This is a genomic window from Microcystis sp. CS-574 (assembly GCF_028329095.1).
GTDB lineage: Bacteria > Cyanobacteriota > Cyanobacteriia > Cyanobacteriales > Microcystaceae > Microcystis > Microcystis ichthyoblabe_A.
In genome coordinates this window covers 1-26,467 of sequence record NZ_JAQMSY010000181.1, presented here as the reverse complement: position 1 = coordinate 26,467, position 26,467 = coordinate 1, and the positions used below count along the sequence as shown (strand labels likewise).

The 26,467-nt window shown below is 38.9% G+C and carries 24 protein-coding genes and 1 pseudogene; 18 read left to right on the top strand and 7 right to left on the bottom strand.

The features are described 5' to 3' along the window. Positions 1 to 1,053: 1,053 nt before the first annotated feature. Both PN470_RS14690 and PN470_RS14685 read left to right on the top strand, forming a co-directional pair. Complete coding sequence (locus PN470_RS14690; protein WP_002779176.1) at positions 1,054 to 1,326, top strand: hypothetical protein; 273 nt, start codon at positions 1,054 to 1,056, stop codon at positions 1,324 to 1,326. Further along, entirely contained in the window at positions 1,323 to 1,514 is a 192-nt protein-coding gene (locus PN470_RS14685) for a hypothetical protein (protein ID WP_103113293.1), read from the top strand. Before PN470_RS14690 ends, PN470_RS14685 begins: the two co-directional genes overlap by 4 nt. Before the next feature lie 180 nt (positions 1,515 to 1,694). Here the strand turns inward: PN470_RS14685 and PN470_RS14680 are convergent, their stop codons facing one another. Then, the gene (locus PN470_RS14680) at positions 1,695 to 3,131 is read right to left on the bottom strand and encodes an NADP-dependent isocitrate dehydrogenase (protein ID WP_004158424.1); all 1,437 of its coding nucleotides are present in this window, start codon (positions 3,129 to 3,131) and stop codon (positions 1,695 to 1,697) included. A gap of 292 nt (positions 3,132 to 3,423) precedes the next feature. On the opposite strand from PN470_RS14680, the pseudogene PN470_RS14675 reads away from it, so the two are divergent. Continuing rightward, positions 3,424 to 3,555, top strand: a pseudogene (locus PN470_RS14675) (ISL3 family transposase); the annotation flags it as partial. A gap of 109 nt (positions 3,556 to 3,664) precedes the next feature. On the opposite strand, the gene PN470_RS14670 reads toward PN470_RS14675, so the two are convergent. Together PN470_RS14670 and PN470_RS14665 are read right to left on the bottom strand one after the other, a co-directional pair. Then, positions 3,665 to 4,987 (bottom strand): tetratricopeptide repeat protein, encoded by a 1,323-nt coding sequence (locus PN470_RS14670; protein WP_272104735.1) that lies wholly within the window; start codon positions 4,985 to 4,987, stop codon positions 3,665 to 3,667. Next, a complete protein-coding gene (locus PN470_RS14665; RefSeq protein ID WP_272104734.1) occupies positions 4,980 to 6,497 on the bottom strand; it encodes an NACHT domain-containing protein in 1,518 nt (505 codons plus the stop codon). Before PN470_RS14665 ends, PN470_RS14670 begins: the two co-directional genes overlap by 8 nt. 300 nt (positions 6,498 to 6,797) lie before the next feature. Between PN470_RS14665 and PN470_RS14660 the strand changes: the two genes are divergently transcribed. From PN470_RS14660 to PN470_RS14595, 14 genes are all read left to right on the top strand, one after another. Beyond that, on the top strand, positions 6,798 to 7,883 hold the full coding sequence (locus PN470_RS14660; RefSeq protein ID WP_272104733.1) for a hypothetical protein: 1,086 nt from the start codon (positions 6,798 to 6,800) through the stop codon (positions 7,881 to 7,883). A gap of 322 nt (positions 7,884 to 8,205) precedes the next feature. Continuing rightward, positions 8,206 to 8,748 carry a hypothetical protein gene (locus PN470_RS14655; RefSeq protein WP_002803048.1) on the top strand — a complete coding sequence of 181 codons (543 nt, stop codon included), beginning with the start codon at positions 8,206 to 8,208 and terminating at the stop codon, positions 8,746 to 8,748. Between the two features lie 45 nt (positions 8,749 to 8,793). Then, positions 8,794 to 9,036: a DUF4282 domain-containing protein gene (locus PN470_RS14650; RefSeq protein WP_016516326.1), complete on the top strand. Its 243-nt coding sequence runs from the start codon at positions 8,794 to 8,796 to the stop codon at positions 9,034 to 9,036. 37 nt (positions 9,037 to 9,073) lie between these two features. Beyond that, complete coding sequence (locus PN470_RS14645) at positions 9,074 to 9,553, top strand: hypothetical protein (protein ID WP_123230816.1); 480 nt, start codon at positions 9,074 to 9,076, stop codon at positions 9,551 to 9,553. 94 nt (positions 9,554 to 9,647) lie between these two features. Beyond that, the gene (locus PN470_RS14640) at positions 9,648 to 10,130 is read left to right on the top strand and encodes a hypothetical protein (RefSeq protein WP_272104732.1); all 483 of its coding nucleotides are present in this window, start codon (positions 9,648 to 9,650) and stop codon (positions 10,128 to 10,130) included. A gap of 56 nt (positions 10,131 to 10,186) precedes the next feature. After that, complete coding sequence (locus PN470_RS14635) at positions 10,187 to 10,549, top strand: hypothetical protein (protein WP_130757987.1); 363 nt, start codon at positions 10,187 to 10,189, stop codon at positions 10,547 to 10,549. A gap of 25 nt (positions 10,550 to 10,574) precedes the next feature. Then, on the top strand, positions 10,575 to 11,024 hold the full coding sequence (locus PN470_RS14630) for a hypothetical protein (RefSeq protein ID WP_052276207.1): 450 nt from the start codon (positions 10,575 to 10,577) through the stop codon (positions 11,022 to 11,024). 5 nt (positions 11,025 to 11,029) lie between these two features. Continuing rightward, positions 11,030 to 13,900, top strand: a complete 2,871-nt coding sequence (locus PN470_RS14625) for an FtsK/SpoIIIE domain-containing protein (RefSeq protein ID WP_272104731.1) — start codon at positions 11,030 to 11,032, stop codon at positions 13,898 to 13,900. Between the two features lie 14 nt (positions 13,901 to 13,914). After that, positions 13,915 to 14,181 carry a hypothetical protein gene (locus PN470_RS14620; protein ID WP_002741504.1) on the top strand — a complete coding sequence of 89 codons (267 nt, stop codon included), beginning with the start codon at positions 13,915 to 13,917 and terminating at the stop codon, positions 14,179 to 14,181. Beyond that, the gene (locus PN470_RS14615; RefSeq protein ID WP_002779144.1) at positions 14,174 to 14,419 is read left to right on the top strand and encodes a hypothetical protein; all 246 of its coding nucleotides are present in this window, start codon (positions 14,174 to 14,176) and stop codon (positions 14,417 to 14,419) included. The genes PN470_RS14620 and PN470_RS14615 overlap by 8 nt, the downstream gene beginning before the upstream one ends. A 5-nt stretch (positions 14,420 to 14,424) precedes the next feature. Further along, the gene (locus PN470_RS14610; protein WP_002779142.1) at positions 14,425 to 15,426 is read left to right on the top strand and encodes a hypothetical protein; all 1,002 of its coding nucleotides are present in this window, start codon (positions 14,425 to 14,427) and stop codon (positions 15,424 to 15,426) included. Positions 15,427 to 15,446: 20 nt separating this feature from the next. Continuing rightward, complete coding sequence (locus tag PN470_RS14605) at positions 15,447 to 15,845, top strand: hypothetical protein (protein ID WP_002779140.1); 399 nt, start codon at positions 15,447 to 15,449, stop codon at positions 15,843 to 15,845. A gap of 97 nt (positions 15,846 to 15,942) precedes the next feature. After that, positions 15,943 to 16,488 carry a Mov34/MPN/PAD-1 family protein gene (locus tag PN470_RS14600; protein ID WP_002734089.1) on the top strand — a complete coding sequence of 182 codons (546 nt, stop codon included), beginning with the start codon at positions 15,943 to 15,945 and terminating at the stop codon, positions 16,486 to 16,488. Between the two features lie 104 nt (positions 16,489 to 16,592). Beyond that, a complete protein-coding gene (locus PN470_RS14595) occupies positions 16,593 to 20,336 on the top strand; it encodes a WD40 repeat domain-containing protein (RefSeq protein WP_272104730.1) in 3,744 nt (1,247 codons plus the stop codon). A 252-nt stretch (positions 20,337 to 20,588) separates the two neighbouring features. On the opposite strand, the gene PN470_RS14590 is transcribed toward PN470_RS14595, so the two are convergent. Together PN470_RS14590 and PN470_RS14585 are read right to left on the bottom strand one after the other, a co-directional pair. Further along, positions 20,589 to 22,982, bottom strand: a complete 2,394-nt coding sequence (locus PN470_RS14590; RefSeq protein ID WP_271937677.1) for a DUF3769 domain-containing protein — start codon at positions 22,980 to 22,982, stop codon at positions 20,589 to 20,591. Positions 22,983 to 23,122: 140 nt separating this feature from the next. Then, positions 23,123 to 23,239 (bottom strand): photosystem II reaction center protein I, encoded by a 117-nt coding sequence (locus tag PN470_RS14585; protein ID WP_002732356.1) that lies wholly within the window; start codon positions 23,237 to 23,239, stop codon positions 23,123 to 23,125. Between the two features lie 396 nt (positions 23,240 to 23,635). Between PN470_RS14585 and rsmI the strand changes: the two genes are divergently transcribed. Then, a complete protein-coding gene (gene rsmI, locus PN470_RS14580) occupies positions 23,636 to 24,475 on the top strand; it encodes a 16S rRNA (cytidine(1402)-2'-O)-methyltransferase (protein WP_272104729.1) in 840 nt (279 codons plus the stop codon). A gap of 36 nt (positions 24,476 to 24,511) precedes the next feature. On the opposite strand, the gene PN470_RS14575 is transcribed toward rsmI, so the two are convergent. Next, complete coding sequence (locus PN470_RS14575) at positions 24,512 to 25,681, bottom strand: LptF/LptG family permease (protein WP_016516317.1); 1,170 nt, start codon at positions 25,679 to 25,681, stop codon at positions 24,512 to 24,514. Between the two features lie 32 nt (positions 25,682 to 25,713). Further along, positions 25,714 to 26,442 carry an LPS export ABC transporter ATP-binding protein gene (gene lptB / locus PN470_RS14570; protein WP_002734513.1) on the bottom strand — a complete coding sequence of 243 codons (729 nt, stop codon included), beginning with the start codon at positions 26,440 to 26,442 and terminating at the stop codon, positions 25,714 to 25,716. Between the last annotated feature and the right edge of the window lie 25 nt (positions 26,443 to 26,467).

Here is a 26,467-nt window from a genome sequence, read left to right as displayed (position 1 = left end):
TCCCGAAGAAGAACGGCGGGGGGGGAATTACGGTTAGGAACTTTTTCTATATACATGGCTATCATTCTAGCAAATAGAGAGAATTCTTGTCCATTAAGAAATGTTACAAATTACATGGGTACATTAAGAAAAGTTAAGGGGCGTATCCATTGATGGATAAGGGTTTTCGGTTATTATAGTATATATGTATGGGGGAAGTTCAGATATAGGGAAAAGTTCTGGCGATTGCGCCTAAATGAAGTGATATACAGAAGGTTGACTCATATCGTTACTCTGGAGAGTGTTGTACGGAAAGTTTCCGTTCGACAAAGGATTTCTCGGTTGGTGAGAGAGAGTCTATCTTTCTCTGAAAAAATGGAGAATCACGTTAGGAATAGAGATATGCGAAGTAATAGTTTTATGATGGTTCCATTATCTCTTTTGGCTTGGATGGTGATCAGTCAACCAGTAAAAGCAGAAAGAGTTTGTCAAGTAACAGACCCTACTGGTACTCCTCTTAACGTTCGTGACAGACCAAATGGACAAGTAGTTAATGCCTTGCGTAATGGTAGAGAAGTCTACATACATGAGACAGCTTATGACCGGCAAGGTCGTCCTTGGGTTTTAGTAGGTGGTTATTACAAAGGTGTCTACAGAACTTGGGGCTGGGTCTTTAGGGAATTCGTGAGTTGTTATAATCGATGACTGTACGGTAGTGCGATCGCCGATCTGGTAGGGTGCGTTCCCTAATGCAAGTCCTACCGCTCCAGCGATCGATTTTTGGGGAACGCACCATGCCCATGGATTGAACTGTGGGTTTAAGTGCGATGCCGCTCTTGTAGGCCCAGTTGAGGAATATTAGCGAAGATTCCCGGCTCTTCTAGGTTCTGTGTGATAAGTTTAACTTACATAGGATTGATCGATCTTTGTGTCCTTTGTGTCTTTGTGGTTCGCTCCACTCCCTCGCTCTTGAGTAATGTATCTTAGAATACATTTTACCCACCAAACCTGGGAGAGCCGATTCCCAATGTTTAGGTTAAAATAGAGGGCAAAAGTTGCCACAGGGTCAGGCCAATGACAGTTCGACAACCCCGCTACAGCAAAGAAGAATTTGCCCAGCGTGGCGATCTCATTTATCAAACCCAAATACGCCCACAGGTCGAATTGGGTAATCAGGCCAAAATTGTCGCAATTGACCTTGAAACTGGCGACTTTGAAATTGATGCGCGTGAAATATCTGCTTGCAATAGACTCGAAGCCCCTCACCCAGATGCTCAAATCTGGATTGTTCGAGTCGGTTCTCGCTATGTTCGCCGATTTGGTGGACGGACAAAGAGATTAGTATGATCGCCGGAATCGTTAACGCAGATTTTGAGGCGATTATTTCACTTTCGATAGGTGACTCTGAAGGAAATATTTACGCGCAAGATGCGATCGTTGATACAGATTTTAAGGCGTTGTCAGATCGGAATATGAAGAATGAATTGCGACACAACGAGAGCCTTACTGTTAAAGCGTTTTCAAGTCTGCTCTGATGCGCCATCATCTTCAAACTTGACAACGCCTGGCAAGCATTCAAGCCTGGATGTCTGTCATGGATTTAGAAATTTGATATCAAGGGGGAAGTTCTGGTTTTTTCCTATTTTGTCAAGACCTCGGTAGTTAGGGTATTTTCCGAAAAATAGGGCAGTTTTCAGGCTACCCTAACCAGAAAATTAATCGCCAAAATGGGAGATAATCGCGTCGGCAAATTCGGAACATTTCAGGGGAGGATTAACGGGGGGTTCCATCAGACGCGCTAAATCGTAGGTAACTTGTCGATTAGCGATCGCTGCTGCGATGCCTTTTTTAATCAAATCGGCCGCTTCTTGCCATCCCATGTATTCCAACATCATCACCCCGGAAAGAATCACCGAACCGGGGTTAATTCGGTCTAAACCGGCGTGTTTAGGGGCTGTGCCGTGGGTTGCCTCAAAAATAGCGCAAGTATCGCCAATATTCGCCCCGGGTCCCATCCCTAAACCACCGACGATCGCCGCTGCTGCGTCGGAGAGATAATCGCCATTCAGGTTCATAGTAGCGAGGATCGAGTATTCATCGGGACGGGTTTGGATCTGTTGGAAGATACTATCGGCAATGCGATCGTTAACCATAATTTTATCTTTCCATTGCCCATTGCCGTGGGTTTCCCAGATAGCATCGAGAACACTGGTCACTTCTTGGCAGATTTTGGCTTTTTTCTCGTCGGTGAGGGCATCATAACCCGGTTCTACCATGCGGGCGTTATCTTCGATGCTCAGATCAGGGTTTTTCTCCTTATTACTCAGGATCCATGATTCCATCTCGGTAACGCACACATCCCGGAATTCACTCTTAGCTAATTCATAACCCCAATCCCGGAACGCCCCTTCCGTATATTTCATAATGTTACCCTTGTGGACGAGAGTAACTTGATTTTTCGGTTTCGGTAAAGTCAGCGCTCGTTCGATCGCCCGGCGGACTAATCTTTGGGAACCCGTCTTACTAATCGGTTTGATCCCGATACCCGCATCGAGGGGAATTTGTTTTTTACCGTGTTCGGGAGTGGCGGGAATTAGTTCTGTATTGAGATAATTAATCAGTTTATCGGCGATTTCCGTGCCTTGTTTCCATTCGATGCCGAGATATATATCCTCGGTATTTTCCCGATAGACGATGACATCGAGTTTTTCCGGGGTTTTATGGGGGGAAGGGGTTCCCGCATAGTAACGACAGGGACGAACACAGGCATAAAGGTCAAAAATCTGCCGCAAAGCCACATTCAGGGAACGAATGCCGCCACCGATGGGAGTGGTCAAGGGACCTTTGATGGCTATACCATATTCTTTAATCGCTGTCAATGTATCTTGGGGTAGATATTGATAAGTCCCGTAGATTTCGCAAGCTTCATCACCAGCATAGACTTTAAACCAATGGATTTTCCTTTGACCACCGTAGGCTGTGGCGATCGCCGCATCGATAACTTTTGCGGTTGCGGGCCAGATATCGACCCCCGTACCGTCACCGCGAATGAAGGGAATGATGGGATCGTCGGGAACTAGAGGTTTTCCGTCAGAAAAAGTAATTTTCGAGCCTGTTGTCGGTGGGGTAATTTTTTCGTAGCTGACAGTCATGGGCTTCCAGAAACAGTATTTATCTATACGTTGGCAGTCTAGCGCCGTCAATATCTATACTCAGGCATTTTGGCTAATTTCTTAAAGATTCCCTTGCTGGCATCAACTTCGTACCTCACCATTAAGATAACTGCCATAGTTAAGACTTTTTTAAGCTGCCCACGTATTTAAATTGCTTGTTGAGATGAGGCAAGAGACTTCGCAGGAATTTGATGACACTTTACCTAAAATTGGGCTTTTCTAGGTTCTGTGTGAGCATGGTATAATGGTGACACAGAACAGGAGGTGGGTTATGTGGATAAATTTTGGTCAACTCCTCGATTTACCGAATGTAACAGGGGTCAATTATCAAAAAAATGCTCAGACAATTTTCTTAAAGCTCGCTCTTTTAAATGAAACAATTGAATGTCCGAATTGCCATCAAATATATATACTACAAGAGCCGAAAACCCTTATCCATTAATGGATACACCCATTAACTTTTCTTAATGTACCCGTGGAATTGTAGTCATGTATATAATACGAGTCTCAACTTAGTTGGGGTTTAACAACCTTTCTAGATTTTGTTCACAGTTCTCTTTATGGGAGAGAATATTTAATTTTTCAGAAAGATGTAAGGCTTGTTGCCAGTGATTAATAGCTGATTTAAGATCATGGGTTTTTTCTTCAAATTCTGCCAAAACAATTAAAGTCTCTAGTTCTATATATATTTCTCCAATATCGAGGGCAATATCTAAAGCTTGGTTAAGATATTGATAGGCTAGATCATCCTTTCGAGTGATACTATAAATTTCTCCTAATCCAGCACAAGCATGGGCAACACTTGCTACATCTGAAATAGCTAAAGCTTTTTTCTTTTGTTGCTTAAAGTATTTTTCAGACTCCTGAAAATTTGCTTGTTGCCCATAAATTGAGGCTAAATTTCCCAAGGAAGAAATAACTCCTGCTTCATCGGTTATTTGCTCAGATAAATCAAGACTTCTTTGAGTGTAATCCATAGCTTGATTCAAATCATTGATTCGCTGGTATGCTTCTCCTAAATTTCGTAAAGCTATTGCTTGATAAATAAGGTTTTTAATTTTTTCTGCCCATTTTAAGTATTTTTCTAAACAAGCAATAGTCTGGTCAATTTTTCCCTGATAACCATAACAATTACCCAGATTTAAATAAGCAACATTAATAATCTCAAATTTTTCGTCACAATCGGCAATAATCTCGGCTAGATTTAAAACTTCATTCAGTCCTATTTCAGCGCTTAAATATTCCCCTTTTATTCCATCAATTGTTGCTATATTTACTTTTCCTCTTGCTTTCCAAAGAGAATTATTTAATTGCTCGGCTAAGGATAAGAGTTTCTCCGCATAATTTTTTGCTTGGTCAAATTCTCCTAATTCTCGATACATATAACCAAGTTCACTTAAACAGAGAAAATCGGTTTCATTGTCAAGATTTCCTAATAATTCTTTACACAGTTTTATGCCCTCTTCATACTGTCCCCAGATGAGTAATTGTTTGTGCAAAGGGAAAGAAGTTGGATCATGAATTTCTAAGGGTAAAGAAAATAAAGATTTAGCTTCTTTATACCAACCTAATCGACATAGACAGAGAAATGCTTCCACATAACGACTTGCCCGTTCTTGAATAGAGAGCTGCTGTCCCATTTTATCCTTAATATGGCGTTCATAACCAATTAAATGCCAGATAAATGCGCCAAAATGTGCTTTTTCAAAATGACTTCCTGTCGCTCCTAAAATTTCCCCTTTTTGTTTGACTTGAGCGAGTTCTCCAAAAACAGTAAAATCGATACTTGTGAGACGTTCTTTGACTCTTAATTGAGGAGATTTAAAATCATTCATGATTTGGGTTTCCTTCTTTTCTTTGGGTAGATACTAGATGCTTGAAAGCAACATTGCGAATTAAGCTGTGCTGTTTGATATGTGGTTCATATCCCGGTTGTTTTTGAGTTTCTACTAAATAACGGTTAAACAAGGTAAAAAGAGCTAAGTCTAAATCTTGTTCCTCGTATTCTGAAAATAATTGAAGATTTTGAAACCACGCATTTTTAAATTCAAAAGATGAATAAGTGGAGCAATAGATAAGCAATAAATAAGCAGTTTTAAAAGTTTTTTCAAGTCGCTCTATTGTTCTTTCGACTTCCTCCTCTAGCAGTTGTTTTCGTAATTGTTTGGTCATTAAGTTAACTTTGTAATAATCATCAGGATTGGCTTTTTGAGCTTCATCAATCATTTCTCTTAATCGTCGAAATCGGGATTTATTCTCCTCATAATAAATGCTGATATCTCCATTCAGTCTATCAATAATATCACCGGAAATTAAGCGGATAGCGAGAGGATGTCCCTCATAAAGTTTTCCGATCTCTTTAAGGTAAGCAAGGTTACGTCCATGAAGAATTAATTCGACTTCTGCTTGTTGAAATAAACGTTCAAATAACTGTAAACTTTCCTGCTCTTCTAATCCCATTAATGGCTGAATATGCCAATATTGAGCTTGACTAAAAGTTTCAAAATCTTCAGGCTTATCCTGCGAAGTTATCACAATTCGAGTCTGACAATCTTCGGCTTCTAATATCCTTTGAAAAAAGACTCGCCAGAGGGGGTCTTTAAAGCGATTACTGCCATCTTGTTGTTCTCCTTGTAAAAGATTTTCCATTGAATCAAACCAAATTAATCGACGATTATTGCTCAGATGATTAACCAGTTGAGTTAATAATTTTTCTGGGTTTTTTGCTTGTTTTGCCGTAACAGGTTCATCGCCACGATTGAGTAAATCAATAGCTGTGCTGATAAAGTTTTGTGCTTCTGATTGCGACTGTTGATCCTCCCGTTGATTAAACCCATCAAAATCAATAGGCAGTTCAGGAGGAAACCCTTCTTGACACAAAGCTAAGGCCAATTTGTAGGCGAGGGCAGTTTTTCCAATACCTGTTATTCCCGTAATTACGACCATGCGACAATCGCCTCTTAGTTTTTCCAGTAAATCACTTTGAAGAGACTCTCGCCCCACCCAGATAGGCTCGATATCTTGAGTCAGTTTTTGCAAAAGATTATCTAGATCTGCGACTTTTGAAGGGTCGATGTTCAAAGCTCGACAAAAGGCGAAAAAACCTTCCGATTGAATGGTTTTACCCCTCAAAAAATGATCTAAAGTCTCTGGTGAGCAGTTGTCGGCGTAATAAGAGTAATAAGTGTGGGCTGGGTCATTTGAAATTTCCTCCCAATTCCCATCGGGTTTGGCAAATTGACTAGCCTCGGTGCATAAGTATTTTCTAGTCCAGCCTTCTTTTTGTTTTTGCGCCCATCGGGTTTTGACTTGCTCAAGTCCCGCTACGGAGAGTTTTAACTTCATTGCTCTCTATTCAATCTACATAAGTTTATTTCTCTATTGTTGATCAATTATCCCCAGAAATTCTCATTTTTTGAAAAAATTTTCTCTAATCTGACTAAGCACATATCAGCTATTTGCTCAATTATAGGTATAGGAAGCCATTCAAGCTTTCTAATTCTTTCTAATTCCAGCTTCTTTTGCTTTTTGCGCCCAAAAATCATCGTTTTGCTTGCTTCTCCGTAGAAATCTAAGGATTTCTATCGCTTTACTCCCAATGAAGAGAGCCTCATTGCTCGTTGTCCTCTTCTTAAGGGTAGCAAAATGGCTATTTCTCAAATAATCAACCAAACCAATGGTAAACAGTTTATCTCATTATCATCTACATCGGTGCGGCTACTGTCGTCGGATGGAGGTGATGTCAATCACTTATTTAGCGGTCAAATACCAGAGCGTCACTATGAGCAACTTTCTTGTTGGCTTGATTTAAAACCAAACGAGGAAAAGGATTCAACGGCACAAACATTTGCAACGCTAAAGACCACAAATTACACCCAAAAAGATCCCCTATTCACTTTAAGGACTGTCCGAAGAATGTTACAGGATAACGGTCTTCTCTTTGTCTATGATATATCCCAAACCCCTGATATTGAGCAATATGTGAAGATTCTGTTTTCTTGTGCTGGATTTATTGTGTTAAATAACATTGGCAACTGCTGGATTCTTAGCAAAAGAGCCTTACTTTCTTTTGATGTGCCAAAGGTCAAAGGTTATCTGGTCAAGGAAGCGGAAACACCGGCAGAAATTGAATCCTATTTCTTATTTCTCAAGAATCGCTATCCTGAGTCACAAAATTATTGCAGAGAAATCGACGATTTATTTACTCACCAATCGGTTATTTTTCTAGCCTATCCTGAACAGAATCCCTCTCAGGTAATCGGTGTTGCACGTTATACCTATTCTCTGGCTGAATATGGCTACTATTTGCCTTGTCAACTGGCAACATTTTGTGAAGGAAAACACACAGGAAAGCATTTGATGTTACCCAAAAATGTAACAAGCATCGGAGAAAGTCTCTCTCTATATGATGAAAAGGGAACTGGCAAAAAAGGAACAAGTTATCTTGTTTATCAGCAATTGATTCGAGCTATCTTGACTTACAAACATGATATTGCTCACACTGAAATTTCCTACACGACTTATCCAAAAGGGGACGAAACCATTGAAGCACTGTATAAAGAACGTTTTGGATTTAAGCACACTCTACACGATAATGAAAAAGTTTGCTTAAAATATGGAACATTTGCCGGTCAATGGTATCTCATTGAACTGGAGCAGTGGATGATTAAGCATCAGTACCACAACGCTGACCAGATTTTTCATAAACGTAAGGAAGCGTTTGCGGTGTGAAGTCTAGCTCAACAGGTTTCCGATAAATACTAGATTTTGGGAACTTAAGGTAAATTATCCTGAAAATTGGCTATATCCTTAAGTGTCCCGAAGTCAATCTCAGCTTTAGATGTCATATTCCTTACTCTATAAGGGTTTGAGGCTATTTTAAAATTGATACCAGTTTGGGTAGATTCCCAAATTATTCTCAAGCTATACTGGCATACCAGATGCGGCCTGTTCAGCCGAAACTTAGAAATAAGTGGATGATTGGCTTTTGTCGAATAACCGATAGGTTAGAATTCGCACTTTACCTGAATAAATTGTATGGTTTTGGTGTATTATGTATCAACAACAAGTTCAACTTTTGGGAAATCCTTTAACGCTTAAAGTCAGCAATCCAGATGTTAATCAGTCCTGTAATATTATTGGAATTGATAACAATGGAGAAGGGAAATCTTTATACGTCTATAATGTCGTAGCGGATGCGTTAGAATCTAATAAACGCAATATTGAAGACTTAATCAAGGAATATGAAAGACAGACAAATATTGCTTTAAAAGTTTTGATTGCGCTATCCGATGGCGTTATTTGGGTACTAACCACTGTTATGAATATCTTTACCTCTATCTTCGGAGGAGTTGGTGGTGCTGGAATTTATGGCATTATGTTTGTCTTAATTATCCTTGCTTTGTTGGCGATAGCATGGATTTATGCCTTAATGGTAATTCTACCTCTTATGGCAATTTCTTATGGTACTAGACTGTGGTTAGAACAAGTTTCTAAAAAAGCCATAGAACAATTAAGCAGAGACGCAAGAGAGGTGGCGCGTAAATCTTTAAAAGGAACTCAAGATTCCTTACAATTACCTGAAAATAATTCGTAATTTACCTCAAAAATGATCTTTTTTCTAAGCCAATAAGAGGGTTTAATGAACAGTTTCTGGCAAGACTTTTTTACCTTTCGGAAAATGGTCAGCATTACCATTATCAAGTTTCTCTATATCTTAGGCTTGTTTCTGATTACCCTAGGAGGTTTAAGTGGACTATTTGTGGAACCTTTAGCAGGAATCGCTACTTTAATTATTGGTAATTTATTCTGGCGAATTTTCTGTGAATCATTGATTCTAGTTTTTAGTATTCACCAAGAATTAGTCAAGCTTAACAGTAAGTAATGTTTTCAGCAATTGACCATCTTGCGAATTGAAAATCATGAAAAAAATTAACTTCATTTTATCTATTTTTTTCCTGAGTCAGCTAGGGTTTAGCTTACCACTTAAAGCTCAATCTCGCTGTCAAGCAACCATTAATTCTATTGTCAATGAAATAGAATCTAAAGGAGTTAGAAGGGTGATACTTACAAAAGGGACTGTAACTAATAGGAGAAATCCCACTAACAGAACTAATGAAATTAGTTTCGTATTAAGCCCTTATAATGAAAGCTATACATCTCTTGATACAAGAAGTGATAGGATTGTTGATAACATCATGAGGTCTCCTGTTTTAATGAAAAGTTATGCCGATAGAATAGTTTCTAATTGTCAAGATATTGCCGTTGTAATGTTCGGGGCTGATCAGACAGATTGGGGAGCAGACTTTGCTATTCAATCTGATGGCAAAACTCGCCCACGAGATTGTATTCCTTCTGGTAGTAATTTAACTGCTAATTGGAATCAGACGTATTGTCATTAAGCTTAGTTTCTACCTTTTAGTATTCACCAAGAATTAGTCAAGCTTAACAGTAAGTAATGTTTTCAGCAATTGACCATCTTGCGAATTGAAAATCATGAAAAAAATTAACTTCATCTTATCTATTTTTATCCTGAGTCAGCTAGGGTTTAGCTTACCACTTAAAGCTCAATCTCGCTGTCAAGCAACCATTAATTATATTGTCAATGAAATAGAATCTAAAGGAGTTAGAAAGGTGATAGTAGAAAAAGGGACTGTAACCAATCAGGGGAATCCCACTAATAGAAAAGATGAATTAATGCTGTTATTAAGTTCTTACTTAGATAATACTGGTACCTCTGGTGATCAAAGAAGTGGTTGGATTGTTTCAAACATTATGGCTTCCCGTGTTTTAATGAAAATTTATGCCGATAGAATAGTTTCTAATTGTCAAGATATTGCTGCTGTAAAATTTATTGCCCATGGCTCAGATTACATTCAAGAATTTGCTATTCAATCTGATGGAAAAACTCGCCTACGAGATTGTATTGGTTCTGATCTTAGCTTAACTCCTAATTGGAATGAAATGTATTGTTATTAAGCTTCCAAAAGTCTTAATTAACCTCAAATATTTCTTTCATTAATTTAGCAAAAAATATGAAAATTACTCATTTATTTTTTATCACCTGTCTTGTCAGTTTAACCAGCTTAGTCTTACCAGTAAACGCTCAAACATGGCGTCGTCATCAAGAAAATAACTATCGTAATGTGGTAGCTATTGTTAAACCTCATCGGAGTGGATATTGTAGCAATCATTTTATTCGACAAGATGGCAGGGTTTATGACGCAAGAAAGGGGACTCGTGGAAGTTATTTAATTGTTGATCAAGTCGTCTCATTGACAGGTGTTATTAACACCAATAATAGAGGTGATAAAGTTTGGCAAGTTTTCTATCAACCCTCAGGCACAACCATGTGGTTACATGACTGTGATTTATCTATTCCTCAACTCGTTGATTAATTAACAATAACCCAGAGGTTTAAACATGAAAACAATTCAAAATTCAATTGCTCGTATGATTGCTAATAGAGAGCAAATTTGGCAACAATATGATCGGGCTGATTCTAATCGAAAAGACCTAAGTAAACGCTTTGCTAAATATTATAGTAATACAAGTAAAGTTACTACTATTTCCCCTTTAACTTCTCAACAATTAGCCCCTGCTGAAATTGAAGCTTGTCTCGATAAATTAGAAGAAACAGACCGTAAAATTAACCAAGAAAAGTCTAACATAGAATCTCATAAAAATGAGATAAAGTCTTTAAAAATTAAGGCTCGTAACCTAATCATTGGGCTAAGTGTAGGAGGTGCTTTCTTGTTGTTTACTTTATTTGTTTTTATTAAAGGTAACTCCTCTGATGACTCTAATTCTTCTCAACTGTATCAGTTAAATACTCAAAAAAATGTTTTAAAATTATCTAAACAAGGAGAATAATGCTTATGTTTTGGCAACAACAAATTGAAGGGTTAAACCAAAAAATTGAACAAAGTAGTCAACGCATAACCGACTATTTAGGGTTTTGTGCTTCTTTGTTCAATCATGGTAAATTAAACGGCGAACAATTACCTAATTATTTTGGAAAATTTCTCCAAGATAGCCATCTATCGACTCAATCTTATTTAGAACAGCAACCATTAGAAATAATAGGAAGTTGGCAAGATTATCGTTGGGAAAATTGGAACATTAACGATAATTTATTATCCTCATTAGAGCATACAGAATTAATTCGTATTGGTCAATTAGTTGAACAAAGATCGAGTAATAACACTTTTTGTGTTCCCGAATTTGCTCCCTTTATTGGTGGGAATAAAACTATTATTATTCGCTGTAGCAATAATACCCGTAATACGGGACTAGAATTACTGCAATCTCTTGTGATTCGTGCCGCTATTTTACTTCCTTATCAAATACGTTATACCTTCTGTGATCCCGTTAATAATGGGGGTGCATTTTTAATGCGTCGTTCCCTTCCTGAGGCTTTGATTAGAGAAAATAGTGGCGAAGTTTATCGAGATTTATTAGAAGTAACTCAAGATATTCGTCGCGTCAAAGAAACCTATTTAGATCCTCAGTCTCCTGCCTTACATTTACTCCCCCCAGATATTCGAGTCAATGAAAGATTTGAGGGGATTTTTGTCGCAGATTTTCCTAAAAGATATGACCGTAGAGATATTGAAGAATTACAAAAAATTGGTAATAGTGGACCAGAAGCTGGAAGATATGTGTTTATTCACTATAATCAAGATATTGATCTCCCTAGAGATATTAATATGAGTGGGTTTGAAAATGCCTTTTATATTGATCTCAGTAAACAGTCAAAGACAGCAACATCTTGTCAACTTCAATTTAAAGCGGATAGTATTCCCGACGCGGATTTACAAAAACAATTACTTGATAAAGTTAAACAAGCTAAACCCCCCGAACGAAAATTAGATTGGGATGATATAGTAGGAATTGATCCGCAAAATTGGTGGAATTATAGTAGTGAAGAATGGATAACCACACCTATCGGTGGAAGAGGAAGTTCTGATCAATTAAATATTTGGTTTGGTAAAGATAGCGAAGGTCATCAATGCGCTCATGGTATGCTAGGAGCAATGACTGGATCAGGAAAATCTACCCTGTATCATGGGCTTATTTTAGGCTTGGCAACTCGTTATAGTCCCTCAGAATTAAGATTTTATCTCATTGATGGCAAATATGGCGTAGAATTAGCCCCCTATCGCAATTTGCCCCATACCGAAGTAGTTTCCTTACATTCCTCCCCTGAATTATCGCGTAGTGTTTTAACTGAATTAATCGCCGAAAAAGAACGACGTAACGCCTTATTTAAAAGATTAGGGGTGTCAGAATTGGCAGGTTATCGCCGACTAGGACAACCAGAGGGCAAAATGCCCCGTATTCTTCTAATTATTGATGAATATCAGGAGTTATTTTTTAACGACAAAGAGGATACTGCTTCCAGTCAACTACTGATTTTAGCCCAACAGGGGCGAAGTGCGGGTATTCATATGTTACTCGCTTCCCAAAGGTTTGGGGCTGAAGGAATGCGGAATCAAACGGGAATTTTGGGTAATATTCACCTGAGAATGGGAATGCAGATGTCAAAAACAGAAATTCAAGCCCTGACAGAATTTGGAAAACGAGGAAAACAATTATTAATGACCTGTGATTTGCCGGGGAAAATTGTTATTAATGACCGTAGTGGCGATGATAACTCTAATTATTTTGGGAAAGTGGCATTTATCGAAAAATCTCGCCGAGATATGATCATTAACGCTTTATCTCAAAAAGCTGATCAACTCTCCCCAGAAGATTACACGGAAACAGTGGTCTTTGATGGAGATTCTCAGCCTAATTTAGCAGATAATCCTCAATTACGCCATATTTTAGATTACGGTAAATGGTTAACCTCAGAAGATTGGGAAAAAATCGCCCGTTTACCTTTCTACAAAGGAGGATTAGGCATTTCTGACTGGTTTAGTGCAGAATACCCGGTCTTAACATGGCTAGGACAAGAATTTAGTGTAAGGCAACAGGCAAGGCTGATATTACGCCGTCGTCCAAGTGAAAACGTTCTAGTTATCGGTGGAGACTATAATACAGCCCGTTATGGAATTCTATCGGCTATTTTGACCAGTCTTGCTATTAATGGCAATCTTCAACAAACTCGTTTTGTTGTGGTAGATCGCAGTGTATCCGGTACACAATGGCATTTAGCATTGGAAGAAGTATGTCAGATTATTCTAAAACCTTTGGGCTTTACGACGGCATTTAACCGCGAAAATAGAATTATTACGGCAATTTTGAACAATTTAATTCTTCAACTTGACGAAAGAAACCAACTCAGTGAAGCAGACTTGATGACTCAACCTTCTATTTTCGTCATCATGACGGAATTAGATAGAGTAGATGACTTAAGACGGAGCAATGAGCAGTCTTATAGCCCAGAAAGTCACTTAACTACTCAAATTAAGCGATTATTGAAGGAAGGACCGAGTAAAGGTATTCATCTCATCCTCAGTTTTTCAGGGATCAAGGCTTTCTCTAATGTCCTTGATATTCGGCGAAATTTAGCTTATTTTCGCCATAGAGTCGCTTTACAGATGTCAGAAGATGATTCTTTCACCTTTGTTAGTGATCGCCAAGCCTCACGTTTACAAGCAGATGGAGATGTTCCAATTAAAGCCCTTTATCGGGATACGGATAGCGATCGCACTACTCTTTTTAAACCTTATAGTACGGAATCTACACCCGAATTTAAGCAACAAATAGAGAAAATTGCTAATAGTTTAATCAAAAGAGCTTAAAGCTTAATTTAACCATGGATGACTCATTTTTACAACTCAAACACTTTCAACAGACCCTCGAACAATTCCATGATCGCGTTCAATCGGCGTGGCGAGAAGTGGAAACCACCTATGAGGATCTTTCTCCCCATTGGCAAGACCAAAAACGACAAAAACATGATGAAATGTGGCTTGATTTGCAAGAAAAGACTAATAATTATTATAGTCGCCAAATTCCCACCTATAATGATTTTTTAAACCATAAATTACAAGTATTAGAGAGGTATTTAAACGGTGGATAATTCTCGAAAAACAGCCCTTTTAGCCTATCAAACTGCACTCAATCAATATTATTTGATTTTAAGCGAAGAATTGGAATTTCTCGATACGGCATGGCGATCGCTTGATGAAGTTTTTCAAGGATCAGTCGCCGAAGAATTTACAGGTTTTTGGACAAGAACCTTGGCAGAAATGGAAGATTCAAGGCTAGAAGTTCAGAAAATCCTCAATTTTATCCAAGAAATCCCCGATAAATCTTAATCATTATGACTATTCAAGATCCCCGTATTCTCATTAACCTTCTCAATGACTTAATTGAAGAACTTAGATACTGGAAAATAACCGCCCGTGATACCCTGGATCAAATGTCATGGCATCAAAGGCAAAGTGAAGAAAAAGTGAGTCAAGCTCTGTATCATGCTTCAATTATTCAAGATCAGGCTAAAAATGATCAAAAATTAGTTGATCAGGCTAATGATGAAGTTGCTCAATTGTTATCTAATTGTCATCAAGTCTTAGAAAAAGCTCAACAAAATTTGGCAGCAGCTCAAAATACCCAAAATCAGGCGCAATCAACCTTAAATCATTGGCAAACTCAGCTAAGTCTTGCGTTAGCTTGGTTAGAAAGGGCAGAAGACCGATTACAACGTGCCATAAACGAAAGAGAGCAAGCAGAATTTACTTTACGCAGTGCAGAATCTGAATTACAAAGCGCACAATCCGCCCTCACCAGTTGCCAAAATTCAGGCTATACTGACAAGGATGGACGATATCATGCGCCCAATTGTTCTGGTCAGCAAGCTAAGGTTAGTCAAGCCCAAAATGCGGTTCAAGCTGCAATCCAACGCTTAAATAAAGCCATTGAAGAAGAAAAAGCAGCAAGAGAAGAAGTCGCACGAGCGCAAGCTAGGGTTAATTGTTGTCGAAATGCCATCGGATATGCTCAAACAGCCGTCTATCAGGCGAATATTACTTTAAATTATGCCCATAATGCCCTGAGTTTTGCCGAACGTAGTTTAGAAAACGCAGATGCAGCTAGACGGGAAGTTGATAGAGCGCAATTAGAGGCAAGCAATGAGCAGGAAATGGCAGATTTAATGTCTTTAGCCGTAAATAATGCCCGCAATTTCACGGAAGAAGCCCGAAATGATTTCAAAGGAGCGGAAAAGCAAGGAAACTCCGCTCAATGTTTAGAAATTGGGGTAACAAGAGAAATAGAATATCGAGTAGAAAGTCTGATTGAATTCAACCGTCCTTTTCAATTTTAGTGATTTTTGGAGGATAAAAAATGATGGAAGATATTGTTTGGAAGATGCAGCAGCGATCTCGCACTCTGCAAGACTATCGTAAAGATATTCGAGGCCTATGGCAAGATGAGGCTGCCAAAACCCTTAATCGTCGTTATCTTGACCCCCATGAAGATGACGATCAGAAAATGATAGAATTTTTGCAGAAACAGGTACAAGGCTTAGAAAAAACTAATGAGGAGTTGGTTAAAGCCAAAGATTATGCTTTAGAGGCTGAACGCTATTCCCAACAAGTTGAACATTTCTTAGAACGAGAAAAACAGGAAGTTAAACAAGCTTATTATTCTTATGATCGATCTATCGAATATTACGGCTTAACTCAGGCAGAATTACCTAATATTCACAGATTAATTCAACAAGCTAATCGCAGTTGTAACTAAAAAAGATATTTATATTACGAAATTTTATTAAAATAAATGTTTGATAAATATCTATCTTAGACAGAAAAAAAGATGAATAACTAAGAGAATAAAAACAATGTTAAGTTACCAGAATATCAAAACTATTTTTTCCCAGAAATCATTTTTAGCGATTGCAGCTGAAACTTATGAAAGCTATAAAACAGAAACAGGTGGCATTTTTTTAGGAATTAGAAACCCTAATAAATGGTATATTTTAGAAACCTTAGATTCGGGTCTAAATCCTATCTTTCGCCCCGGCTATTTTGAGTATGATAATGCTTATATCAACCACCTGTCTAACAAAATTGCCAGATTTTATCGAGAACCCATAGAAGTTCTTGGACTATGGCATAGACATCCAGGCAGTTTTGATTACTTTTCCTTAACTGATGATACAATTAATAAAAAATATGCTTCTCAACATTCTGAGGGAGCTATTTCAGCCTTAGTTAATTTTGACCCATTTTTTCGATTGACTATGTATCACGTTTCCCTCCCTTCTCAATCTGATTCACGACCCGAATATACTAAGCTTTCTATAGAAATTGGAGATCAATTAATTCCCAAAAATTTGCTAACTATTAAATCTTTATCTGATTATTTGTCAATAGTTAATGATTAATTTTCTTCAATCTAGTTACACAAGTATTAACTTTTTTAATACTTAACTTAATTGACGGTGAATAGATTATCAGGCTATAATCCTAAAAAGTGAAATTTCAGACTATGCCCAATCTCAATACCAGTGCTAACGTCAAAAAAAGAATTCTGATCTTCTTAGAAAGACTATTAACTCATGTTAATAAGGAATCACGAGATCATCAGTATTGGTCGAATCACCTATCTTTCAGGTGGCTTGCAGAAGGTGCATCACATCCTAAGCTAATTGTCTATACAACTTTAAAAATATTAACAGATTTTTGTCATGGAATTACTAAGCAAAAGTTAGGGGCTGCCATTACTGTTGAACAGATGAGAAATGACCTTAAGGTTTTACAAGAATGGGAAATACTAACAGATAATAGATACAAACAAGCTAAAGGCGTAGCAAATTTGCACTTTACCCTAAATCTTTGGCATTCATCAACAGAAGAAAATTTGAAAAAATTTGAGGAAGAATGGGATAAGCGTAAATCTCCCAATCTTGAAAACTCATCAGTTAAAACAGAAATAAATTATGATAATTTCGGATTAATTCCTGATATTTCTCAGATTTATGGTAGAGAAAAAGAACTAGAATTATTAAAACAAAAGTTTTTTCAAAATAGTCCCCCGTGTAAAATTATCGGAATTTTCGGAATAGCAGGAATCGGAAAAACATCTCTTGTCTGTAAACTGATTGAGCAAATTCAAGAGGAATTTTATCGTGTTATCTATTGGTCTTTTTTGAATCCTCCTTTACCCCTAGAATTTCTGGAAAATACAAGTAATATTATTTCACAGAATATTAGTTTTAAGACAGAAGATAAATTTAAAATAAAACTGATAAAATTTATCAAGATACTAGCCAAATATCGTTGTTTATTGTTTTTAGATAATATTGATGCGATTATTGAGCATGAAAACTATCGAGAATATAGCGAAATTTTACAAGCAATTGGTCAGTCAAAGCACAATAGCTGTTTAATTATAACCAGTCGAAAAATTCCTCAAGAACTTGAATCGTTAGCGGGAAATAAGACTTCAACCTATTTCCTAGAGTTACAAGGACTTGACTATCAAACTGGACGACAAATTTTGGGAGATATTGACACCTTTCATGGTACAGAGGATGAATGGCAATTTTTAATTCAACAAGTCTGTCACGGCAATCCTTTATTCATCAAATCTATCGCTCATCATATTCAAGAAGTTCATCATAATAACCTCTCGGATTTTCTTTTAAAAGGGAATCTTCTGATAGAAAAAGTCGAGTCTATTTTAAATTCTTACTTTCAGCAACTATCTAATTTAGAAAAAGCGATTATTTTTGAGTTAGCGATTAATCGAAATCCAGTTTCTTTGTCGGAACTAGAACATAATATTATCATTGAACCTGACGGCAAAAGTATCCAAGAAGGGATCAGATCATTATCTAGCAAAATTCTGTTAGATAAAAAAGATGACTACTTTACCATACATCCTCTACTGATTGAATATTTCACTCAAAAAATTATTACCATAGCAACCGAAGAAATCAAAACTCAAAAATTCCAATTATTAAGAAGTAACTCCTTGACTAAAACTACTGTTCCTGATTATCTAAGAAAGATTCAAATTAATGTTATTTTACACCCAATAATCAATAACTTAATCCATAATTTTCAAGAAAATTATCTAGAAAGCAAACTAATTGATTGTTTAAAGACATTAAAAAATGAACCTTCTGGACAAATTGGCGGCATTGCTGGCAATATCATTAACTTACTTAATATACTGAAAAATGGTCACTTAATCGGCTACGATTTTTCCCATATCTCCATTCGACAAGTCGATTTCTCAAACATTAGACTCAACCAAGTAGATTTTTCATACTCACAGTTTTTTGACTGTATTTTTCCTCAAACTTGTGGCAGTATTTTATCAATTTCTTGCAGTCAGTTTAATCGCTCTTTTCCAAGAGAAGAGCTTTTAGCAACTGGTGACAGTCATGGGATGATTTACCTCTGGAAAGTCAAACAAGACGGAAAATTAGAATTAAGCAAAAGTTTTCCTGCTCACGGAAGCTGGGTGTGGTCAGTAGCCTTAAATTCCGAGGGACAGTTACTAGCAAGTGGGGGACAAGACGGAATTGTTAAAATTTGGTCTATTACAACAGATATATCTATAAATTGTCATTCTTTGCCCCATCCTTCTCAAAAACATTATGCTCCTATTAGAGCCGTTACTTTTAGTGCTGATAGTAAGTTTTTAGCCACAGGAAGTGAGGACAAAACCATCAAAATATGGTCAGTTGAAACAGGAGAATGTCTCCACACCCTTGAAGGACATCAAGAACGAGTGGGTGGTGTTACTTTTAGTCCAAATGGTCAACTTTTAGCCAGTGGCAGCGCTGATAAAACTATCAAAATATGGTCAGTTGACACGGGAGAATGTCTCCATACTCTTACAGGACACCAAGATTGGGTTTGGCAAGTTGCCTTTAGTTCCGATGGTCAACTTCTAGCCAGTGGAAGTGGGGATAAAACCATTAAAATATGGTCTATTATAGAAGGAAAATATCAAAATATTGATACTTTAACAGGACACGAAAGCTGGATTTGGTCAATTGCTTTTAGTCCGGACGGTCAATATATAGCCAGTGGGAGTGAAGATTTTACACTGCGATTATGGTCAGTAAAAACCAGAGAATGTCTTCAATGTTTTAGGGGATATGGCAATCGATTATCATCAATTACTTTCAGCACCGATAGTCAATATATCTTGAGTGGTTCTATAGATCGTTCGATCCGATTATGGTCTATCAAAAATCATAAATGTCTTCAACAGATTAATGGTCATACTGACTGGATCTGTTCAGTAGCTTTTAGTCCCGATGGAAAAACATTGATAAGTGGAAGTGGAGATCAAACGATTAGATTATGGTCAGGGGAAAGTGGCAAAGTAATTAAAATTTTACAAGAAAAAGATTATTGGGTTTTATTGCATCAAGTCGCAGTTAGTCCGAATGGTCAACTGATTGCTAGTACCAGTCACGATAACACCATCAAACTTTGGGATATTAGGACAGATGAAAAGTACACTTTTTCCCCAGAACATCAAAAGCGCGTATGGTCGATCGCTTTTAGTCCTAATAGTCAAATATTGGTGAGTGGTAGTGGAGATAATTCTGTTAAGCTTTGGTCAGTTCCGAGAGGATTTTGTCTTAAAACTTTTGAGGAACATCAGGCCTGGGTATTATCAGTAAATTTTAGTCCTGACGGAAGATTAATAGCAACTGGTAGCGAAGATCGAACTATAAAACTCTGGTCTATTGAAGATGATATGACTCAATCTTTGCGGACTTTTAAAGGTCATCAAGGAAGAATTTGGTCTGTTGTCTTTAGCTCTGACGGTCAGCGATTAGCCAGTTCAAGTGATGATCAAACGGTCAAAGTTTGGCAAGTCAAAGATGGTAGATTAATTAATAGTTTTGAAGGTCATAAGTCTTGGGTATGGTCAGTAGCTTTTAGTCCCGATGGGAAGTTACTAGCAAGTGGGGGGGATGACGCAACAATCCGAATTTGGGATGTTGAAACAGGTCAACTTCATCAACTCCTGTGTGAACATACTAAAAGTGTCAGGTCAGTCTGTTTTAGTCCCAACGGTAACACATTGGCCAGCGCAGGTGAAGACGAGACGATTAAACTTTGGAACCTAAAAACAGGAGAGTGTCAGAACACTTTACGCTCTCCTAGACTTTATGAACAAACAAATATTAAGGGAGTAGAAGGGTTGAATTATGAAACGAGCAACACCATGAAAATTTTAGGAGCTTTTCTGTCACGTTGAAGAGAGGATAGAAGTTAGCCAAGGGAGTCTCAATGAGAGGTAATCCCGATCTGAAAATCCCTAAAACCCCACTTCATAATTCATAAGTAGGTAGGTGTTAAAAGTTGTCAGATCCCCCCGCCTATCGGCACCCCCCTTATCAAGGGGGGCAGGGGGGATCGAACCTAAAATCTATTTTTAATTTAATTATAACCAGCTACTTAATTCATCATTCATCATTCATCATTCATCATTCATAATTCCCATGTAGTCTTAACGGGTTACTCCATCCACCACCGGACGGACATCGCTGCCCTCAAAATAGCCGGGGTTACCTGTCCAGTTGAAATCCGAAACGCGGATGTTGAGTATTCCCAACTGCAGCACTGGGTTATAGCGCAAAATTAAACTATAGGTGCGACGACTCCATTCGAGAAAATATTCTGTACTGATTTCCTTAGCTTGATCGATACTATAAATGCTCTGGAAACCCACGCGAATCGGACCATATACCTGTTGAGTTATACCATAGGACATTGTTTGTTGATCAACAAAGCGATCAAAGAAAAAGGGTGATTGTCCGTTAACTAAACCCTGACTAAAACTGAGATTAAATCCAGTATAGTCGAACAAATTGCGGGAAAAACGCCCAAACTGTCCTAATAATCCCACAGTTCCCGTGACGGAATTTTGCGTCTCTCCATTAGTGTAATAACTGGTGACACCGGTGACACCAGTGACAATAGCAATATAGGGTTGAACGGGAAGAGGAGAAAATCTTAAACCTTGGTCGGGAGTCGGTGGTAAAGTAAGGGCAGACCAGAGTAAAAAACTGCGATTGAGGGAGACAGCACCCTGAAAACGGCTTAAATTAGTAACATTATCCGTTGCATTGGCCGCTAGGAGATCACTGCGATCGGTGGGTGCGTTAACATTCTGAACAGAAGCTTGATAACTGAGTCTAATATCCGTATTCGGGACGACAATCACCGGTGAGGTCAAAATTGCCCCAAAACTGCTATTAACCGTCTGAAAACCCAAAGAACCGTTAAAGAGACGCTCGCGATAATTGTACTCCACATTGAGCAGATAGGGATCCTGCAACTGTCCGATCGTCTGTTGAAAGCGAATCTTAGAACGAACACTATTTTCGATCTGTTCCAAATCTAAATTAGAAAAAGAAGCTGTTGCTTGAAAAAACGAGCGCTCACCAAAATTAGTGGCAAAATTGCCCAATAAACCGAAAGCTTTCGGACTAAGGGCCGAAACTTCGCCACCTCCGGGGTTAGCTGAGGGAAAAGCATCGGGATTAAGGACTTTTTGAATTAAATATTGCGGTGTCAACTCAAAAAGAGTCTTCGGTGTCTCCACTAAAGTTAGGGGACTTTCTACGAAAAATCCGCCCCGATCCTCCCCATCATAGCCTGGGGCAATTAAAAAAGGACGACGACGACGGCGATCAAACGTAAGACTATTAATAAAAGTGGGTGCCACTACCCGTTGATCGAAAACCAACTGGGAATTACTCATCCGTAACTCATCGGTAAAGGGGCCGGTACTGCGAAAAGTGGCGGAATTAGCTCGAACTTCCAATTCAGGGGGGGAAAAAGGGTCATTCGTCAGACGCACATTAGTGGCATTCCACACCTTACCATCAAAATTCAAGCGTTCGGCCTGAAAACGGACACGATTAATCGTTCCCCCCGATGGACTACTAATATTCTGTCGATCGCGTCGACTGGGATCCTGTCCCCCGACGACAAATTGAAAACCCTCTCCCGTGGTGATTCTCTGCAAGGGTTGATTTAATGCCAAACGATCGGTTAGGGTTCCAAAAGAACCACCGGCCCCCACATCCGTGGGCAGCGTTTGTCCTAAATCCCTAGCGGTGCTGGGTTGAAAAATCTCCCCATTAGCATTAAATACCACACCGCTATCCTGGACGAAATAATACTCAAAGCGATCGCCGCGCAGGATTTGATCTCCCCGGGTTAGGATCACCTGGCCCTCCGCTACCGCTAACTTTTCGGGAAGATTAATCTGTAAGCGATCGGCTGTTAGTACACTTTGGGCAAAACGTAGGGTGACATTACCCCTAGCGGTGATAATCTGCCGATTTTGGTCAAATTCCTGCTCATCGGCCACTAATTCTAGGGGCTTTTCCCCTTCTGGATTAACTGCATCGGTCTGAGCTAGGCTGTTATTGAGGGAAATCAAGTATTCTTGGCTGGTTTTTTCGCCTTTTTTCCGCACTAATAGCCGAGTTGAGCCATTTTTCTGGTTAAGAGCTTTTTGATTTAATCCTGAAACTATCTCGGTTTCGGGATGAATGGTGACACCAACGGCTGCGGGGGGTGGAGAATTCTGGACAGAAAGGGGTTTTCCTAAAGCTGCCGCATCACCCGCACTGCTAGGTAAAGGTTCTAAGGGAATACCCTGATCGGGAACCAAGGGTTTTACCTCGACGGTTTCCGGGGGTGGAGTGACGGTGAGGGGAATAGAAACGCTCTCTTCTGAAGGCTTTTTTGCCTCTAGAGGTGCTGGGGTGACAGGGAGGGGAACTACAGACGTGGGAATATTTTCAGCAACTTGGCGCTCCTCCGTTTCCGGTTCGGCTACAGTATTAATCAGGGCAGGTGGTTCAACAGCTAAGAAAAAAAAAGACATGACTGCACGAGTCGGCGATCGAAATAGAGGACGAGCGAACCTCAATGATACTACCACGATCATTATTTCTAGGGAGACAGGGAAAGTCCGATAACTTGTTCCCTGTGTCTCTACCCTAGAACCAGTTTGATAATTGTCTTCTACTCAAAGTCTTTGCGTCCGGGGTTACGGGTAGGATCGCCAGAAAGGAAGCCAAAGATAAAAAGTAAGACAAAGAAGGAAACAACGATATAAACGGCGATTTTTAGGGTTAACATTACTAAGACGTTCTCCTTAGACTAGATTAATGCAATAACAGGGTTAGCATACCTTGACCTACTTTACCCTATTTGAGTGATCCCTGAACAGAGAAAAGTGATCAGTCTTCAGTTATCAGTTATCAGTTATCAGTTATCAGTGAGCAGTTATCAGTGAGCGGTGAGCAGATGTGAGTTTTGGCTCTTCTAGGTTCTGTGTGATAAGTTTAACTTACAGAGGATTGATCGATCTTTGTGTCCTTTGTGTCTGGAGTGGTTCGTTCCACTCACTGCCCCAAGACTGTATCTTAGAATACATTTTACCCACCAAACCTGGGAGAGCCGAGTTTTTAGTTTACTGTTTACTGTTTACTGATCACTGAAAATACGACTAAATAGCCTATTTTTAGCCAATTTATGAATAATCTCGGTAAATTATATGTGGTGGGAACGCCGATCGGCAATTTAGACGATCTGACTTTCCGATCCCTGGCAACTCTCAAAAAAGTCGCTCTAATTGCCGCCGAAGATACCAGACACACCGGCAAATTATTACAGCATTTTGATATTTCAACCCCTCAAATTAGTTACCATGAACATAATCGCCTTTCCCGTCTCGATGAGTTATTAAATATTCTCAGCCAAGGTCAGGATATCGCTTTGGTTACTGATGCGGGAATGCCGGGGATTTCTGACCCGGGTTATGAGTTAATTAAAGCTTGTATAGAAGCTCAGATCGAAGTGGTTCCCATCCCCGGAGTAACGGCGGTAATTACTGCTTTAGCGGTGTCGGGATTACCCACGGAAAGATTCTGTTTTGAAGGATTTCTTCCGGGTAAGGAAAAGCTGAGACAAGAGCGCATAGAGAGTTTAAAAACCGAAACAAGAACGATGGTTTTTTATGAAGCACCCCACAAACTTATTAAGACTTTGGAGGATTTAGGCGAAACTTTTGGCCCAACGAGAAAGATAGTTTTAGGTCGGGAATTAACTAAGCTTTACGAAGAAATTTGGCGAGGAACTATCGCCGAGGTGATTAATTTATATCGGGAGAATAAAACTCCTAAAGGAGAATTTACGCTCGTAGTTATGGGCAACGATCAGGCCGATAATATCCAATTATCCGACGAGGAATTAAAACGGGAATTACAACAAATTATAGAACGGGGAGTTAGTCGATCGCAAGCCAGCAGACAATTAGCACAGGTTACTAATTTATCCCGCAGTCGTTTATACAAATTAGCCCTAGAAATTTGATGATTATCAATTTTTATTCCCACCGCTAATCCTCGATTATTTAGCCGATTGAAGTAACAAAATTCCCCCGGCAGTTAATCCTAAAATGTTGGGCAACCAAGCGGCCATCAAGGGGGTTAAAACTCCGCCAATGCCTAAGGAACTGGTGACAAAAGATAGGAGATAATAGGAGAAAATTAGGACAATACAAATACCGAAACTGGTGGCTTTATTAGAATTTTGGGGACGCAATCCCAAGGCTGCCCCAATCATGCCAAAAACTAAACAAACAAAGGGTAAAGATATTTTCTGCTCGATTTGAACCTGTAGTTTTCTAATTTTGGTAGGATTGCCACTTAATTGCATTATTTTTAGGTATTCCTGCGCTTGTCTTAGGGTCATTTCTGAACCATCTCGCGCCCGAAAAGCTAAATCTAAAGGGGTACGCGGTAGGGCTAATTGTTGATGTTGAAAGCGGACAATATTACGATAGGAACCATTAGGATCAATTAGATAAATTGTGCCGTTATAAAAATCCCAGATATTCTTTTCAATATTCCAAGAAGCTGATTCTGAGGTAATAATTTGATTAACTTCCGGTTGGGTGCGATCGAGAATGGTTAAACCTAACATTTCTTGACCGTTAAATCTTTCAGCATAAAATAACCTTCTTAATACTGTTTGCGATTCCCCTCCATCCGGTGGCCGCACTTTGCCGTATTCAGGATAAATAATATTATCTTCAATAAAAGATTTGCGATTTGGTCGCAGAGCTTTCGTCATGGTAGCATTAGCTTCATAACTAGCAGCTGGAGCCACATAATCATTAAAAATGTAGGTTAATCCCGTCACTATTAAACTTAGCACAATGGCGGGAATTATTAGGCGATAAACACTAATTCCAATACTTTTAAAAGCAATCAATTCGCTATCACTGGCTAAACGACTGTAGGCCATTAAAGCTGCTAAAAGTATCGACATGGGAAAGGCTAAAACAATAAACTCTGGCATTTTTAATAAGAGAATTTTTAGGGCCAAAGTAAAAGGTAAACCCGACTCAGTAATCCGTCTCACTAAATCAAATAAAGTCCCGATCGCCACTCCCAAAGAAGTGAATAAACCCATACCAAATAGAAAGGGTAATAATAACTCGACAAAAATATAGCGGTCTAAGATGGTAAATCCGGGTATTCTACTTAAATTTCCTTGCCAATTGCTAACTTTCATGATATAATGCAGCGATTTTTTATTAATAACAATTATCTCAAAAAATTATCACCCAAATAATACTGACGCACCAGAGGATTATTATAAAGTTCTTCACCACTTCCCGCCGCTAAAATCTGCCCTTCGCGCATAATATAAGCCCGATTAGTAATAGCCAAAGTTTCTCGCACATTGTGATCAGTAATTAAAATTCCCATCTGACGATCCCTTAAACCAGCAATCATCGCTTGAATCTCAGATACAGCGATTGGATCCACCCCGGCGAAAGGTTCATCTAATAACAAAAATCTTGGTCCGTTGACTCCCACCGCTAAAGCGCGAGCTAATTCCGTCCTTCTTCTTTCTCCTCCAGAAACGTAAGCTCCTTTAGTGCCAACAATCTTATCGAGGCGAAATTCTTTTAATAAATTATAGAGACGATTTGCCCGTTGGGAAAAGGGAACTCCCGACTGTTCTAGGGCTAACTGAATATTTTCTGATACAGTTAAATAACGAAAAATACTGGCCTGCTGCGTCAGATAGCCAATACCCAGACGCGCCCTTTGATTAAGGGGTAATTTGGTAATTTCTTTTTGATCGAGCCAAACGCGCCCTTGATTCGGTTTAATTAATCCCGTGGCGATATAAAAAGTTGTGGTTTTCCCCGCGCCATTTGGTCCTAATAACCCGACAATTTCCCCCGGGGCAACGGTAATACTCACTCGGTTAACCACGAGCCTTTTCCCGTAGGATTTATGGATATTTTCTAATACTAAAGTCATCTTTATCCGGTGTTGGGGTGTGGGG

Coding starts and splice junctions, on each gene's coding strand:
- PN470_RS14690 (WP_002779176.1), top strand. CDS start 1,054: ATGACAGTTCGACAACCCCGCTACAGCAAAGAAGAATTTGCCCAGCGT.
- PN470_RS14685 (WP_103113293.1), top strand. CDS start 1,323: ATGATCGCCGGAATCGTTAACGCAGATTTTGAGGCGATTATTTCACTT.
- PN470_RS14680 (WP_004158424.1), bottom strand. CDS start 3,131: ATGACTGTCAGCTACGAAAAAATTACCCCACCGACAACAGGCTCGAAA.
- PN470_RS14670 (WP_272104735.1), bottom strand. CDS start 4,987: ATGAATGATTTTAAATCTCCTCAATTAAGAGTCAAAGAACGTCTCACA.
- PN470_RS14665 (WP_272104734.1), bottom strand. CDS start 6,497: ATGAAGTTAAAACTCTCCGTAGCGGGACTTGAGCAAGTCAAAACCCGA.
- PN470_RS14660 (WP_272104733.1), top strand. CDS start 6,798: ATGGCTATTTCTCAAATAATCAACCAAACCAATGGTAAACAGTTTATC.
- PN470_RS14655 (WP_002803048.1), top strand. CDS start 8,206: ATGTATCAACAACAAGTTCAACTTTTGGGAAATCCTTTAACGCTTAAA.
- PN470_RS14650 (WP_016516326.1), top strand. CDS start 8,794: ATGAACAGTTTCTGGCAAGACTTTTTTACCTTTCGGAAAATGGTCAGC.
- PN470_RS14645 (WP_123230816.1), top strand. CDS start 9,074: ATGAAAAAAATTAACTTCATTTTATCTATTTTTTTCCTGAGTCAGCTA.
- PN470_RS14640 (WP_272104732.1), top strand. CDS start 9,648: ATGAAAAAAATTAACTTCATCTTATCTATTTTTATCCTGAGTCAGCTA.
- PN470_RS14635 (WP_130757987.1), top strand. CDS start 10,187: ATGAAAATTACTCATTTATTTTTTATCACCTGTCTTGTCAGTTTAACC.
- PN470_RS14630 (WP_052276207.1), top strand. CDS start 10,575: ATGAAAACAATTCAAAATTCAATTGCTCGTATGATTGCTAATAGAGAG.
- PN470_RS14625 (WP_272104731.1), top strand. CDS start 11,030: ATGTTTTGGCAACAACAAATTGAAGGGTTAAACCAAAAAATTGAACAA.
- PN470_RS14620 (WP_002741504.1), top strand. CDS start 13,915: ATGGATGACTCATTTTTACAACTCAAACACTTTCAACAGACCCTCGAA.
- PN470_RS14610 (WP_002779142.1), top strand. CDS start 14,425: ATGACTATTCAAGATCCCCGTATTCTCATTAACCTTCTCAATGACTTA.
- PN470_RS14605 (WP_002779140.1), top strand. CDS start 15,447: ATGATGGAAGATATTGTTTGGAAGATGCAGCAGCGATCTCGCACTCTG.
- PN470_RS14600 (WP_002734089.1), top strand. CDS start 15,943: ATGTTAAGTTACCAGAATATCAAAACTATTTTTTCCCAGAAATCATTT.
- PN470_RS14595 (WP_272104730.1), top strand. CDS start 16,593: ATGCCCAATCTCAATACCAGTGCTAACGTCAAAAAAAGAATTCTGATC.
- PN470_RS14590 (WP_271937677.1), bottom strand. CDS start 22,982: ATGTCTTTTTTTTTCTTAGCTGTTGAACCACCTGCCCTGATTAATACT.
- PN470_RS14585 (WP_002732356.1), bottom strand. CDS start 23,239: ATGTTAACCCTAAAAATCGCCGTTTATATCGTTGTTTCCTTCTTTGTC.
- rsmI (WP_272104729.1), top strand. CDS start 23,636: ATGAATAATCTCGGTAAATTATATGTGGTGGGAACGCCGATCGGCAAT.
- PN470_RS14575 (WP_016516317.1), bottom strand. CDS start 25,681: ATGAAAGTTAGCAATTGGCAAGGAAATTTAAGTAGAATACCCGGATTT.
- lptB (WP_002734513.1), bottom strand. CDS start 26,442: ATGACTTTAGTATTAGAAAATATCCATAAATCCTACGGGAAAAGGCTC.